Source organism: Salipiger aestuarii, from assembly GCF_003259905.1.
GTDB lineage: Bacteria > Pseudomonadota > Alphaproteobacteria > Rhodobacterales > Rhodobacteraceae > Salipiger > Salipiger aestuarii.
On sequence record NZ_QLMG01000050.1, the window covers coordinates 14,643 to 29,504 of the forward strand.

The 14,862-nt window shown below is 62.1% G+C and carries 11 protein-coding genes and 2 pseudogenes; 5 read left to right on the forward strand and 8 right to left on the reverse strand.

What is annotated here, in order from left to right:
* Positions 1 to 63: 63 nt before the first annotated feature.
* Complete coding sequence (locus tag ATI53_RS19010; protein WP_111551112.1) at positions 64 to 1,431, reverse strand: FAD-binding oxidoreductase; 1,368 nt, start codon at positions 1,429 to 1,431, stop codon at positions 64 to 66.
* Between the two features lie 71 nt (positions 1,432 to 1,502).
* Between ATI53_RS19010 and ATI53_RS19015 the strand changes: the two genes are divergently transcribed.
* On the forward strand, positions 1,503 to 3,179 hold the full coding sequence (locus ATI53_RS19015; protein WP_009503079.1) for a chloride channel protein: 1,677 nt from the start codon (positions 1,503 to 1,505) through the stop codon (positions 3,177 to 3,179).
* Between the two features lie 218 nt (positions 3,180 to 3,397).
* Positions 3,398 to 3,898, forward strand: a complete 501-nt coding sequence (locus ATI53_RS19020; RefSeq protein ID WP_083840568.1) for a CHAP domain-containing protein — start codon at positions 3,398 to 3,400, stop codon at positions 3,896 to 3,898.
* A gap of 49 nt (positions 3,899 to 3,947) precedes the next feature.
* On the opposite strand, the gene ATI53_RS19025 is transcribed toward ATI53_RS19020, so the two are convergent.
* The 6 genes and pseudogenes from ATI53_RS19025 to ATI53_RS19045 form a co-directional block, all read right to left on the reverse strand.
* Entirely contained in the window at positions 3,948 to 4,292 is a 345-nt protein-coding gene (locus ATI53_RS19025; RefSeq protein ID WP_009503081.1) for a DUF427 domain-containing protein, read from the reverse strand.
* A gap of 91 nt (positions 4,293 to 4,383) precedes the next feature.
* A complete protein-coding gene (locus tag ATI53_RS19030) occupies positions 4,384 to 6,159 on the reverse strand; it encodes an aminopeptidase P family protein (protein ID WP_009503082.1) in 1,776 nt (591 codons plus the stop codon).
* A gap of 193 nt (positions 6,160 to 6,352) precedes the next feature.
* On the reverse strand, positions 6,353 to 8,230 hold the full coding sequence (cobT, locus tag ATI53_RS19035; protein ID WP_009503083.1) for a cobaltochelatase subunit CobT: 1,878 nt from the start codon (positions 8,228 to 8,230) through the stop codon (positions 6,353 to 6,355).
* Positions 8,231 to 8,358: 128 nt separating this feature from the next.
* The gene (locus ATI53_RS19040; RefSeq protein WP_009503084.1) at positions 8,359 to 8,790 is read right to left on the reverse strand and encodes a hypothetical protein; all 432 of its coding nucleotides are present in this window, start codon (positions 8,788 to 8,790) and stop codon (positions 8,359 to 8,361) included.
* A 365-nt stretch (positions 8,791 to 9,155) separates the two neighbouring features.
* Positions 9,156 to 9,263 (reverse strand): annotated as a pseudogene (locus ATI53_RS24080) (IS3 family transposase); the annotation flags it as partial.
* Between the two features lie 87 nt (positions 9,264 to 9,350).
* Entirely contained in the window at positions 9,351 to 11,624 is a 2,274-nt protein-coding gene (locus ATI53_RS19045) for a sensor histidine kinase (protein WP_083840569.1), read from the reverse strand.
* Positions 11,625 to 11,904: 280 nt separating this feature from the next.
* Between ATI53_RS19045 and ATI53_RS19050 the strand changes: the two genes are divergently transcribed.
* Genes ATI53_RS19050 through ATI53_RS19060 form a run of 3 tightly spaced genes read left to right on the forward strand, consistent with a single transcriptional unit; the run spans position 11,905 to position 14,275 of the window.
* Complete coding sequence (locus ATI53_RS19050) at positions 11,905 to 12,615, forward strand: response regulator (protein ID WP_009503086.1); 711 nt, start codon at positions 11,905 to 11,907, stop codon at positions 12,613 to 12,615.
* A 57-nt stretch (positions 12,616 to 12,672) separates the two neighbouring features.
* A complete protein-coding gene (locus tag ATI53_RS19055) occupies positions 12,673 to 13,176 on the forward strand; it encodes a response regulator (RefSeq protein WP_083840570.1) in 504 nt (167 codons plus the stop codon).
* Entirely contained in the window at positions 13,163 to 14,275 is a 1,113-nt protein-coding gene (locus ATI53_RS19060) for a sensor histidine kinase (protein ID WP_170134623.1), read from the forward strand. The genes ATI53_RS19055 and ATI53_RS19060 overlap by 14 nt, the downstream gene beginning before the upstream one ends.
* Positions 14,276 to 14,482: 207 nt before the next feature.
* On the opposite strand, the pseudogene ATI53_RS19065 reads toward ATI53_RS19060, so the two are convergent.
* Positions 14,483 to 14,862, reverse strand: a pseudogene (locus ATI53_RS19065) (hypothetical protein); the annotation flags it as partial.

Consider the following 14,862-nt stretch of genomic DNA (forward strand, 5'->3'; position numbering starts at 1 on the left):
CAGGTCGGGCAGCCTGATGCGGGCGGCAAGCGCCGTCGGCGGTTCCGGCCCCCGGGCTGACGCTCAGGGCACCAGCTTGCCAGGATTCATCAGGTTGCGCGGATCAAGCGTCTGTTTGATCTGGCCCATCACGTCCCAGCCCTCGCCATGCTCGGCGCGCATATGGGACAACTTGCCCATGCCGACGCCGTGCTCGCCGGTGCAGGTGCCCCCCAGCGCCAGCGCGCGTTCGGCCATGCGATGCGACAGGCGCTGCGCTTCGGCCATCTCGGCGGGCTGGTCGGGATCGACAAGCAGGACGGCGTGAAAATTGCCGTCGCCCACATGGCCCAGAATCGGGCCCGGAATCAGGCTTGCCGCAATATCGGCCTGCGTCTGTTCCACCGCGTCGGCCAGTCGCGAGATCGGCACGCAGATGTCGGTGACAAGCGCGCGCGCGCCCTTGCGGCTGGCCAGAATGGCATAATATCCGTTGTGCCGCAGCGCCCAGAGCGCGCGGCGCTCTTCTTCGCGGGCGGACCAGCGAAAGGTCGACGCACCGTGATCCGCGACGATCTCGCCAAAGCGTTCGGCATCCTGAGCGACGCTTTCGGGTGAGCCGTTGAATTCCACCAGAAGATGCGGCGCCTCGGCCATCTGCATGCCGGAATAGTCGGTAAAGGCGCGGGCCGTAGCGGCATCGACAAATTCGATGCGCGCCATGGGAATGCCCATCTGGATGGTTTCCATCACCGCCGTCACGGCCGCGTGCATGTCGGGAAAGGCGCAGATCCCGGCCGAGGTCGCCTCGGGGATCCCATGCAGCCGCAGCGTCAGTTCGGTCACCAGGCCAAGCGTGCCCTCGGATCCCACCAGCAGCGCCGTCAGATCGTAGCCCGCCGCTGATTTGCGCGCCCGGCTGCCGGTGCGGATGATGCGCCCGTCCGCCAGAACCACCTGCATGCCCAGCACGTTGTCGCGCATCGACCCGTAGCGCACGGTGGTGGTGCCCGATGCGCGCGTCATGGCCATGCCGCCCAGCGTCGCGTTGGCGCCCGGATCGACCGGAAAGAACAGCCCCGTGGCGCGCAGTTCCTCGTTCAGGGACTGGCGTGTCACACCCGGCTGCACCGTCACGTCCATGTCGGCAGGGCGGATTTCCAGCACCTTGTTCATCCGGGTGAAATCGACCACGAGGCCGCCCTTGACCGCCAGCCCGTGCCCTTCAAGCGAGGTGCCCGCGCCCCAGCCGGTCATCGGGCAGCCATGATCGGCGCAGATCGCAACCAGCGCCTGTACTTCGGCCAGCGACAGTGGATAGGCGACCGCATCCGGCGCGATCGGCGGGAAATGCGATTCCGATCCTGCATGAAGATCAAGATCGGACTTGGACCGGGCGAGCCGTTCGCCTAACAGGGGAACAAGGGCGTCGAGCGCCGTGGCGATAGACATGAATACCTCCGATCAGTCGGGTGGATGTTAGCCGCGCCTCGGGCCATGCGAAAGCCAAAGGGGGCGGGACGATGTTGCGGGCATTTTCCCGCCAATGGGCGGATATGACCAGCAGCTTCGGGCGCGGCTGGGACCTGCTGCGACATAAGGCACCGGGACAGGTTACCTTTTGGTTGATCGCGCTGGTGGTGGGCGTGGCCTCGGGCGCCATGGCGGTTCTTTTCAGGTTCGCCATCAATCGTTTGCAAGCGTTTTTGTATGGTACCGAAGATGTGTCCACGCTGGCCAGCTTTGCCAGCCAGCTGCCATGGATCTGGGTTGTGCTGATCCCGGTTTGCGGAGGCGTGGCGGTGGGGCTGATCATGCAGTTCTTTACTCCGGATGGGCGGGTCAGGTCGGTTTCCGATGTTATCGAGGGCGCGGCACTGACCGACGGCCGGGTGGAAAAAAAGGCGGGGATCGCCTCTGCCTTGTGCTCTTGGATAACCCTGTCAACCGGGGGGTCAACGGGGCGCGAAGGCCCTGTGGTCCATATCGCGGCGATGATCGCATCCTGGACATCGAACCGGCTGCGGGTGGACGGCATCACCGGGCGCGACCTGCTGGGCTGCGCCGTCGCCGCCGCCGTCTCGGCCAGCTTCAACGCGCCCATCGCGGGGGCGCTATTCGGGCTGGAGGTGGTGCTGCGCCATTTCGCCCTGCATGCCTTTGCGCCGATCGTCGTGGCGAGCGCCGCCGGAACGGTGATAAACCGGCTGGTCTTTGGCGATGTGACGGAATTCCTGCTGCCCGGAACGACGACGGTGGAATTCTACCTGGAACTGCCTGCCTTTTTCCTGCTGGGTCTGGTCTGCGGGCTGGTGGCGGTGGTGATGATGCGCGCGATCTTCTGGTCGGAAGATATTGGAAACAAACTGCAAAAGCGGCTGAATCTGCCGCATGTGCTGCGCCCTGCGCTGGCGGGCCTGCTGCTGGGCGCCATCGCCACCCGGTTTCCGCATGTCATCGGGGTCGGGTATGAGACCACGTCGCTCGCGCTGACGGGCATGCTGGGGTTGCAGGCGGCGCTGTTGTTCTGCGCCGTCAAGGTGGCGGCGGTGTCGATCACCATGGCGGGGCGCATGGGGGGGGGCGTGTTTTCGCCGTCGCTGATGGTCGGCGCGCTGACCGGGCTGACCTATGCCCATATCGCGACGGCGCTGTTTCCCGATCAAAGCTCGGCCTTTACGCTGTATGCACTGGCGGGAATGGGGGCTGTCGCGGCGGCGGTGCTGGGGGCGCCGATTTCCACCACGCTGATCGTGTTTGAACTGACGGGGGACTGGCAGACCGGTCTTGCGGTGATGATTTCGGTGTCGATGTCCATATCGGTGGCATCGCGACTGGTGGACCGCAGCTTTTTCCTTACGCAGCTCAAGCGGCGCAAGGTGCATCTGGCGGCCGGACCTCAGACGTATTTGCTGGCGATGTTCCGGGTGGCCAGCGTCATGCGCAAGCCGGCCGATCCGGGGGCCGCCGACGAAGAAGCCTGCCTGCGGATGATCGAACAGGGGTTGTATGTGCTGACATCGGCCACGCTGGAAACCGCGCTGCCCCGGTTCGACAAGTCGGGGGTGGCGTTTTTGCCGGTGGTGACGCTGACGACCGATACGCAAGAGCCGCGTTTGCAAGGCGCGCTGTTCCATGTGGACGCGCTGAAGGCCTATAACCGCGCGCTGGCCGCCACCGCAGCCGAAGAGCACAGCTGATCGGTTCCACCGCGTTGGCGAAACGGTTCCCATCGCGCCGATTCTGCGCGGAAATCCGCGCATGCACATCACGCCCTCTTTCTTTTGATTAACTGATCGTCAAAACATGTGAGCGAGCCTCGGGACACACGAGGCAGGGCAGAACGTACTCTTCGAGGGACAGAATGAATGTGACCGGCGCCAGGCGGGCAAGACTTGCCCTACCGCTACTTTGCGTGATGTTGACAGCCACGGCGGCGTGTTCGACCCGACCGCAACCCGACATTCGCTACGCATCCGAAGGCATCGACCTGAACCGCCGCGCCATGGCGCTACGCGAGGTCAGGACGCTTCAGAACAAGGGAGCCCGCGTGTGGTGCGTGCCTTTCGCACGCAACGCCAGCGGTATCGAGATTCGCGGCAACGCCAACACCTGGTGGGGCAAGGCGGCGGGGCTGTACGGGCGCGGGCGCGAACCCGTGGTCGGCGCCGTGATGGCCTTTGCCGCCACCTCGGGGATGAGCATGGGTCACGTTGCCGTGGTGTCTGAGGTGGTTACCGACCGCATCGTGCGCATCGACCACGCCAACTGGAGCCGCAACAAGGTTTCGCTTGGCATGACGGTCGAGGACATCTCACCGCGCAACGACTGGACGTCGGTTCGCGTCGAAAGCACGCCGGGCGCGTTCGGCAAGGCCTATCCGCTCAACGGGTTCATCTACCCCAGCCGCGTCAACTGACGCGACAACGGCCCCCGGACCGGGGGCCGCATGACGGTTGGCAGGCGGGTCAGATCTGTTCGACGGCAATGCCGTCCTGAACGTGAAATGCAAGGTATCCCGCCAAATCGGCGCCATCTTCCTTGGGCGTTTCGTAGGACCAGACCGCGTTCTCGTAGCTGCGGCTTTTGGATACGATCGTATAGTGTGCCGCTTCGCCCAGCCAGGGGTTCTGGGTGCGATACGCGGACGGTTCCAGAAACGCCGTGGCAATATCCTCACGCGGAAAATAGACCACGAAGGGCATGTCGCCTTCGGTCAGTTCCAGCGCCCGGCTGCTTTCCCCAAGCACCGCACCGCCGGCCCGGATGACCCAGGTACCGGTCGCAGGCCGGATGGTGATGTGTTTCAGCATTCTCTCTCTCTCCCCGTATGTCCCCGGAATGATATACCAGCCGGGATGCGACAGTCCTGTGTCAAAGCAGCGCGCAGGCCCGCGCATGTTTTCACAGTGGTGCGCAGGCCGCGTGCAACCAGCCCGCAACGCTGCCATCCACAAGATCGCCGATCCGGGCCAGTACGTCGCCGTGGTAGGCGTTCAGCCAGTCACGCTCTTGCGCAGTCAGCAGGTCCGGCACGATAAGGCGCCGGTCGATGGGTACCCATGTGAGGGTCTCGAACCGGTACATCGCTGGCACGGTCTGCCCCGCGACCGGGCTTGCGTGTTCGACCGCGATGAGGTTCTCGATTCGGATACCATAAGCACCCTCACGATAGAAGCCCGGTTCGTTGGACAGGATCATGCCGGGCGCGAAAGGTACGGTTCCGGTACGGGCGATGCGGGCGGGCCCTTCGTGGACGCTAAGATAAGCGCCGACGCCGTGCCCGGTGCCATGGCCGTAATCCAGTCCGACCTCCCACAGCGCGGCGCGCGCCAGAACGTCGATGTCGCGCCCGGCAAGACCTGCGGGAAAGCGCAGGCGCGACAGCGCGATCATGCCTTTCAGCACGCGGGTAAATGCCTCGCGCTCTTCGTCGCCGGGCTGGCCGATGGCGATGGTGCGGGTGATGTCGGTGGTGCCGTCGACGTATTGTCCGCCACTGTCCACGAGCAGCAGCTCGCCGGCATTCACTTGGCGGTTCGTGCGTTCGGTGACCCGGTAATGGACAATCGCACCGTTGGACCCGGCGCCGGAAATGGTCTCGAACGAGATGTCGCGCAGCGCGTTGGTCGCGCGGCGCTCGGCCTCAAGGCGCTCGACCACGTCGATTTCCGTATAGCTCCCGGCGGGCTGGGCATCGAGCCAGGCCAGAAAGCGCACCATGGCGGCGCCATCGCGCAGATGTGCCGCGCGCGCGCCTGCCAGCTCTGCCTCGTTCTTGCAGGCTTTGGGCAGCAGGCAGGGGTCCGGGGCCTCGACGATCTCGACTCCTTGCAACGCGTCCGCTACGGCGACCGGACAGGTCGCGGGGTCGATCCTGACCGGGCCTTGCAGCGTGGCGATGGCGGCAAGAAAGCCCTCCGGTGGCAGCACCGAAACCCTGTCGCCAAGATGGTCGCCAAGGTCCGCCAGTTTTTCGTCGGCCATGAACAGCTCGACCGTGCCGTCGGCGTTCAGCAATGCGAAACCGTGCGGCACCGGATTGTGCGCAATGTCGCTGCCCCGGATGTTGAGCAGCCATGCGATGCTGTCGGGCAGGGTGATCACGCAGCTTGACGCGCCAAGATCCCGCGCCAGACGGTCGATCTTGTCACCATGCGGCTCACCCGCCAGCGCCACATCCTGGGCAAAGACCGTACCCATGGGCGGGGCGGGCTGATCTTGCCAGATGCGGTCGACCAGATTTTCGGTAAAGCGCAGGCTCACACCCGTGAGATCCGCGCGCAGACTGCGCATCTGGTCAACCGAAAACAGCCAAGGGTCGATGCCCACGACACCCCCGTCGGGCAGCTTGTCGCTGATCCATGCCGCAAGCCCGGTCTCGGGCCAGTCCACCGGGGTAAAGACATCGGCGACCTGACTCTTGACCTGTACCCGGTAGCGCCCATCGACAAAGACCCCGGCTGCATCGCGCAGCGCAACGCAATAGCCGGCCGATCCGGTGAAGCCGGTGAGCCAGGCCAGACGATCATCGCGAGGTGCCACATATTCCCCCTGATGCGCATCCGTCCGGGGCACGATGACCCCGTCGATCCGCGCGGCGTCAAACTGCGCACGCAGCGCGGCAAGCCGTGGAGGACCCTGCTCGGGACGAGCGGTTTCGGTGAACTTCTGGAGCATGCTGCGCCTCGCTTTTCATGGTCGCACGCCTAACGGGCGCAAAAAGGCGGGGGCCAGCCCCCGCGCCCCCGGAGTTTACCTGGCAAGATGAAGAGCGGCGCCGGCCCCTTCATCTTGCCCCTAAACTCCGGGGTGAATTGGCCGTCAGGCCAAGAGGGGCAGCGCCCCGCCTGTCCTTGTCATCGCGGTCGTATCACCCTGCGCGGCGGATGCCCGAGAAGCGGGCGCGCGCCCTGGGATCGCTGTCAAAGAGCGCGGCGAGCTGTTCGGTCATCGCTCCGGCGAGCTGTTCCACATCGGTGATGGTCACCGCGCGGTCGTAGTAGCGGGTTACGTCATGGCCGATGCCAATGGCCAGAAGTTCGACCTGCCTGCGCCGCTCGACCATGGCGATGACGTCGCGCAGGTGCTTTTCCAGATAGTTCGCCGGGTTCACCGAGAGGGTCGAATCGTCCACCGGCGCGCCATCGGAGATCACCATCAGAATTTTGCGCGCCTCCGGGCGGCCCACCATGCGGCGGTGCGCCCATTCCAGCGCCTCGCCGTCGATGTTTTCCTTCAGCAAGCCCTCTTTCATCATCAGACCAAGGTTGTCGCGGACGCGACGCCAGGGCGCGTCGGCGCGCTTGTAGATGATGTGGCGCAGATCGTTAAGGCGGCCTGGCTGCTGTTCGCGCCCCTCACTGAGCCATTTTTCGCGGGCGTTGCCACCCTTCCATGCGCGGGTGGTAAAGCCGAGGATCTCGACCTTGACGGAGCAGCGTTCCAGCGTGCGCGCCAGCACGTCGGCGCAGATGGCGGCGATGGAAATCGGGCGACCGCGCATGGACCCCGAGTTGTCCAGCAGCAGCGTCACCACGGTGTCGCGGAATTCGGTATCTTTCTCGATCTTGAAGGACAGCGGCGTGGTGGGGTTCGCGACAACGCGCGCCAGGCGACCGGCGTCGAGGATGCCTTCTTCGAGGTCAAATTCCCACGAACGGTTCTGTTGTGCTTGCAGGCGGCGCTGTAGCTTGTTGGCCAGCCGCGAGACGGCACCTTTCAGCGGATCGAGTTGCTGGTCGAGATAGGCGCGCAGGCGTTCCAGTTCTTGCGGGTCGGCCAGGTCTTCGGCGGGAATTTCCTCGTCATGGGCGCCGTCATAGATCTTGTATTCGGGATCGGCCTCGGACACCGGGGCAGGGGCCGGCGGTTCCATCGGGGCCTCGCCCTCTGGCATGTCGGTCTCTTCGCCCATTTCCTGGTCGGCAAGATCGTCGGCCGAGACCTGCGCCTGGCTTGCGTCCTGCGTCTGGTCCTGGGATTGTTCGGGCGAGGCGTCGGCCTCATCCTGTTCGCCGGACTCGTCGCCGGTGCTGTCGGGCTGTTCTTCTTCGGCGCCGTCGGGTTCGGCCTCGTCCTGCTGGTCTTCGTCAAGCTGATCGGGGTCTTCGCCCAGCTGGTCGCCATAGCCCAGATCGCTGATCATCCGGCGGGAAAACCTGGCAAAGGCGGCCTGGTCGGTCAGCGTCGCTTCGAGATCGTCGAGCGTGCCGCCCGCCTGATCCTCGATAAAGCCGCGCCACAGGTCCATCACATGGGCCGCATCCTTGGGCAAGTCGCGCCCGGTGGCAAGGTGGCGGATCAGGTAACCGGCAGCGACGGGGAGGGGGGCCTCGGCGGCTTGGGTGATCTGGCCGTAACCGCGCCGGGCGGCGTCATGGCCGATCTTGGCGTCGACATTGCCGGCGGTGCCGGGCATGTCGCGCGCGCCGACCGCTTCGCAACGGGCGGTTTCCATCGCCTCGTACAGATCTCGCGCCATGTCGCCGGGGGGAGAATAGCGGCTGTGGGTTCCTGCGTCGTGATAGCGCCGGTATAGCGCCAGCGCGTCGGCGGTGCCGCGCGCGAGCAGCACCTCGTCACGGGTCATGCGGCGACTGACCTGTGGCAGGCGCATGATGTCGCCCGAAACGCCGGAGGGATCGACGGTGTAGTTCACCGCCAGATCGGGATCGTCGGCCATGACTTTGGTCGCCTCGGCCAGGGCTTTCTTGAAGGGATCTGCGGGGTTGTCGTCGCGCGTTGCCATGCGCTCAGGTTTCGCGCCTTGAGCAGAGCTTGGCAAGGGGCAAAAATCCGTCTGCCTGGCGGTTGACTGGCCTTTAGCGGTCCCGGTGGCCTCGGGGGACCGCAACGGGCGCTGCGGATTCCATGGGTTCAGCGGGTGACAAGCTGATGACAGGTGAAAAGCTGGCGTGTGGCGGTGGCTTCGGCCATGCGCGCGCGGCGGGAATCCTTGCTGAACGCGCCCGCCTCAAGCAGTTGTTCCTGATCGCGTCGGGCGCGAATGCGCAGCATCATGTGCTGTTCGCGCAGCGGGGTATCGCCGGGCAGCAGCAGGCGCGTCGCATCGTAAAGCGCCTTTACCCAGTCGCGCCGCAGCGCCAGCGCGTCGGCAAGCGGGTCCTGCATCAGCCACATATGTTCGGTGACAGCGGTCAGCCGCCCCAGGCAGACGGCATAATCTGCGGAAAGCTGTCTTTCGGATATGGTGTCCGCACGGGCCGCGATTGTCAGCGGCAAGGCGAAGAGCAGGGCCGCCGCCGTCATACGCGCAAGGCGCGGCTGTATATCATGAAAAACCGACATGCGGAAAGCTTGCGCCGGGAGTCTTCACAAACCGTGAAAGCTGCGTGCCGTAAACGGGGCGCTTGCAAGTGTTGGCCCTGCGACCTGCGGTTCGGGCCAGGTCTACGGGTTTGGCATCGTGCAGGTTTTGGTCACGCAAACTGGCGACGAGCAACCTTTGGTTTCTGACTGCGGGCGACACCGTCTCGCGACACGCGCCGGTGCGCTATCCGGCTGCCGCGGTGAGGTTGCTGTCGCGACGCGCGACCGTGTGGGGCCCAGATCGGTCGTGTCCCAGGGCGATCCGGGTCGAACAGGGTAACGAATTTATTTACCGTAACAGGGGCCTTGGGGCATATCGCCGCGGGGTCGCGCCCGACGTCTCGCGACTTGCTGATCCCCGCCTTGCGACAGATCTGCGCGACAGGCGTTCCCACTTCGCCCGGCTTCAGGACGAACGCTTTCCGCGCCTCAACAAACGTCGATGCCTTCATGCGAGTCCGTTCCTCTCCCAACCGGGAAAGTCTAGCTGAAACCTCCAGCTTCAAACGGTCCAGTTTGCAGGGCGCCGCGCAAATCGCCTAGACGTGGCCATCTGCCTCCAGATCCGGCCAGGTGAACCAGAACACGCACCCCGTCCCGTCTCCGGTCGAGTCCACCCCGATCTCTTGCTGTAAGAACGAGACATGTTTTGCCGCGATGCACAGTCCCATTCCGCTTCCTTCGATCTTGTCGCGCGGTCGCAAGGTCTGAAACATGCCGAAAATACGTTTGTGATACTCGGGTTTGATCCCCGGCCCGTCGTCGGTCACGCGAAACAGGGTCTTGCGCCCCGTTTGGCGAAACCCGACATGGATCGTGCCCTGCGGCTTGTCGTGATGTTTCGCCGCATTGCCGATGATGTTGGTCAGGACGACCTGAATCGGCATCTGCTTCATTTTCAGCGCATCGAAGCCGGCATCGAACGTCAGCGAGATCCCGTCGCGCAGATGGATCATCTCTTCGATCGCGCCCCGCATGGTTCTGCCGGACACGACCCTTTCGGCTCCGTCAAGCGGTTTGCGTCCGATGCGGGCATGTTCCAGAAGATCTTCGAGCAGCCGCGACATGCGTGCGGCGCGGCCCTGCAACGCCGTAAGATGTCCCTTCACCTCGTGTGTATCGCCAGCCTCAAGATCTTCAGAGATCCAGTCCGTGATCTGCATGATCGACCGCAAAGGCGCCTTCAGGTCATGCGACGCGACATATGCAAAATCGTCGAGTTCGCGGTTCGAGCGTTCCAGAGCCTCGATCATTTCCTTGCGTGTCTGCTGTTCCTTGTGAAGCGCCGAAACATCCCGCATGAGCACCACAATGGCGTGCTCACCATTGCTGGTAATGGTGCTGAGCGTCATATCGACCGGCACCTCGCTCCCGTCGGAGCATCGAAGACGTGCCTCATGCATTTGGCCCACACCAGAGACGGAGTTACGGTATAGCGTCTGGAACCACGCGTCCGCGTGGTCGAGGTTGGCCAGAAACCCGGATATGACGCGGCCCTTGAGCGCATCGCGCCCGATCCCGAGCAGTTTGGATGCGGGCAGGTTCGCTGCCCGGATGCGCCCGTCCGGGCCGCAAAGAAGCATGCTTTCCGAAACGCCGTCAAACAAGGTCATCGCCTGATTTTCACGCACGACCAGATCGTTCACGAGGCGCCCGAGGCTGCGGGACACCTGTCCCAGCTCATCCCGACGTTGCCTCGGCAGGGCAAGGCCGCGGGCCTCTTTTCTCGCAAGCTCGATCTCGGTGTCGATGGACTGGAAGGGTCGCAGAATGCGGGTCACGCTCCGTTTTGCGAGCACCATCGTGATTCCGTTGGTTCCAAGCAGGACGAGCGCGAGGATCAGTGACGCGTCCATCGCGTTTGCCAAGATATGCCGGGTCTCGACAAACAGGACCGTACCAACGAGTTCACCGCTCAGACGCAGCGAAGGCAGGATGCGCGACGCGATGAGATAGCCGCCAACCCGTTGTACAGACGCATGATCCTGACGCGCATCAAGGATCTCAAGGACCGGATCTGGAAGCGGGGGTGGTTCGCCAATCCAGGTTTTCCCGGTCCCTGTTTTCATGTCGTACACGAAAGACGCCTCGCTGTCGTGGGACACGAGCGTGTACCCGCCGGAATGTCGCCGGAGCATGTGTGCACCGTAAGCATCCGTGTTCACGTCGATCACCAGCATCCCCGTCCTGAGGCCCGAATTGCCGAAGATTGGGGCGGAATAATGAAGCACGGCGGTGCGCGGTTCTTCGTTGGTGTTTCCGCTATGCGACACTGTGCCTGTCGCGATGTAGAACTGGCCTGCTCCTGTCTGCCGGGATGGCGCAAACCATGAGTCGGATATCCGGTTTTCGTACTTGTCCTGCGAAACGCTACTCACCTCGCCGCCGCGACGTTCGACGCGCGCAAGCTCATTCCCTGTCGCGGGATCCAGAATGCGGATGCTCCCGTAAAAGGATCGCTCGGCCAGCATCGCCGAAAACACATGTTCCGCGGCGCGCCGCCAACGCGCGACGTCCGGCCCGTTGCCGATGGGCGGATCCGCAGAAGTTTTCAGAACATTGCCCAGAAACGTCAGGTCTGACAGAACAGCGCGAACACCGCGCGACAGCGTCTCTTCGATGCTCGTCAACTCATCGAGAAAGATCGCTTCCTGTTTGCTGAACTCCATCCGCAAGACCAGCAGGAGCCCCAGCATGCCGATGCACAGCGCGCATGCCCCCGAGACGATCGCCGAGATCGTCATCACGCGTCGTTTCAGCGCGTTTCGAAAGGCTCGCGCCGGTTGATTTTCGGCAGCAGCGAACTGGATCATGGGCCCTCGGCAAAATTCACGCTCGCACCATGACGCAGGATGACTTAGCAAATCGTTTCGGCGCGGAAAATTCGCTCGGGGCTGCGGCTGATCGGCGCCAGACACGCCGAATGCAACGCGCCCGGACCACTCTCCGGCGCAAGACACCTGTCCAGCCGCTCGAATCCCGCAAGGCTTGTGCGCAGGCAGCGGCCCGTCGAAAATGCGACGCCGTTTACGCGTTGTTCAGTCCTTTGCTTCAGTATCTTCATTCATGACGGACCGCCGAGGCACAGCCACGATGAGCACCCCCCCCCAGCTCCACGCTGAGCAGAAAACCACAAAACGCATGACCGCGCTGGTCCTCGACGACGAGGAAGCCGATCGCTACCGATTGATGAAAATATGCACGAAGGCCGGTCTCGACCTTGCGTTCGATGAAGCGGAATCGGTCGCAGAGATGGAACCGATGCTTGATGACACGACCTATGACATCGTCTTCATCGACTATCATCTGGGGATCGCGACCGGCCAGGACGCTCTTGAATACGTTCTCGCGCATCCTCGTCAAATGGATGCCGTCGCGATCATGGTGACAAGCGTCGACCGGCACGACGTCATCATCCAGGCCATGCGCACGGGATGTCACGACTACCTCATCAAGGAAGAGCTCGGGATCGAGGCGCTTCGGAAATCCGTTGCGTCTGCGTTTGAGCGAAACCTCATGCGCCGCGCCCAAACCGAGGATCACGCGCGAATCGCGGATCTTGAGGCCACTCTTGAACGCATCGACGACAGCCTGCGGCCGGAAATGCGCCGCATTCTGTCCAGTCTCTTGCGCCGGATCCGCTCAGTCGCCGCGCAGGTTCACGGCGGACCACTCAGGCTCAAACACGTTGAGATGGAAGAGCTTTGCACGGCTGGTCTGACGACGCTCGATGAGGTTGGTCAGGTTTGTGACGCGAACGGACGACGGGTGCGACTCGCAAGCAAGAACTCGGGGGACGCCTAGCCATGTTGCCCGGACCAGGCGCCACCAGCTTACAAAGGGTGAAAAATGGAGAGACCGATGCACGCCGCTCCGACATCTGATTTCCCTCAGGCCTGGGACGGAGAGGGCACGGTTCCACCTGTGCTGTTGCTTATCGAAGATGACGACTGCGACGCAGCCGCCTTTTTGCGCGCTTTTTCCAAGGCGGGTCTGAAAAATCCCGTACGTCGCGTTTTTGATGGTCGCGCCGCGCTCGATCATTTGCGCAGCCGGGCGCTGAATGACGCCCGCAAGGTGATTATCCTGCTCGATCTCAATCTTCCTCGTATGAACGGGCACGAGTTTCTGACCGAATTGCGAAAGGATTCGGCGCTACGACATGCCGCCGTTTTTGTTATGACCACATCGCGCGATCATGACGATGTGGCACGGGCCTATGATCGAAATGTGGCAGGTTATATCGTGAAAGATACTGGCACCCCCGACCTTACTGAATTTGTCCGGTTCCTCGGGGATTATGCGGGAATGGTACTCCTGCCAAATGTGGTTGTTGGGACGGAGGCCAGCGATGGAACGAGTTAATATTTTGATTATTGACGACGACGAACTGGACAGACAGCATTTCCGTAGACTATTGAGAAAGGTATTTTCCACCGCTCGCATTTTCGAATCCTCCGGAGATCTTGAGACGATCCTTTCCCTCTCTGTTGAACCCCAAATCGCCTTCATTGACTACCGATTGCCATTGTTGAATGGAATTGAGATGATGGAGGAGGTTCTCAGAAAGTGGCCTTGTGCCGCATGTATCATAGCAACCGGCCAAGGTGATGAGGAGATTGCAAAAACCACGATCAAGAAAGGCGCGTTCGACTATATCGCGAAATCGAAACTCAGCGAACAGCCGATGAAGCGTGTAATCGAAAACGCAATGGCTTGGCGCGACATGCAAAGACGTTTGGAAGATCAGCAGCGTGAACTTGAATTATTTGCTGATGTGCTTTTGCATGATTTGAAGGCGCCTGTACGGTCTATTCAATTTTTTGTTAGCGAAATCGAATCTGAAGTTGACCCGAAGGTTCTGAAATCCGTAGAGACCGAAATGCGTCTTCTGAGACGTTCTGCACGACAGATTGCCTTGCTTCTGGATAGCCTCGGCAGCCATATTCGCGCATGCCGGTCTCAAGACTTCGAAAATGCAACGCTGCGGGCAGTGATCGATCAGTCCTTGTTAAGCCTCGACCGGGATTTGGCTGAGGCAGAAGCCAAGATTACAGTGGATGTGCAAGATCAGATATTGCTCTGTTCGCCACCACAGCTCGCACAACTTTTTCAAAATTTGGTCAACAACGCCTTGAAGTATTGCGGAGAAAAACGTCCAATAATTACAATTTCAGGTAAAAATTTCGACAACAGTCGTATCGAAATTATCATCGCTGATAACGGGATAGGAATTTCCCCGGAATATGTTGAGCGTGTATTCGAACCATTCAAACGCATTTCTCCTCGTGGGGAAATCTCTGGAACGGGCCTCGGGTTGGCGACTTGCAGAAAAATCGCTGAGCGCCACGGTGGGCATATTTGGTGTGAGTCGGAACTGGGCACCGGAAGCCGCTTTGTCCTGTCACTACCTTGCGCCATTTGCCCGAAATCGAACCCGCAGCAAGATTTCGCTGTGTCCTGATATGCGGGCTGTGCAGCATTTGGGGTCCAACCAATTGTCGGCGACGGTTGAGCTTTTCGCAGCCGGGCTCCCTCGAACAGCGGACAGTTTGGAATTGACGAAATGAACGTCAAGCATTCTGAGTGGTGTATTTGCAGAACCCTGGCTGTCGGCGCTGTTGCGCAAAGCTTGTGATACCCGAGGTTCCCCTTTCCCCGGACGGATTGATCCCACGGCTTGTGTGACAGGAATGCCGAGGGCGGTGTAGCCGTTCGTGACGGCGATGCGGACCTGGACATCCGCGACCTGTCGGTCGAAGTCCCGCGCCATGAGGAACTGCCCGGGCAGTTTCAAACAGCGCATCCATTGCCCGGCAGTCGATTGCAAAGCAATCGATGAGTGGGTTGGTGTCGACGCGGCTTCGGCGGTGGTATCCGCTCGAGTTTCGCCAGATCGCGCGCCCGAGGTATCTTGAGGCTCGCAGCGCCTCGTTTCGCGCCACGACCCCGGCGGCAACCGTCTTCCATGGCTTTGCGTTCTTTCTTGGCGGGATCACTGCGTCGGCGCCGCGATCAGCGGTCGCATCGTGGCATTTGCGCGTATCGTAG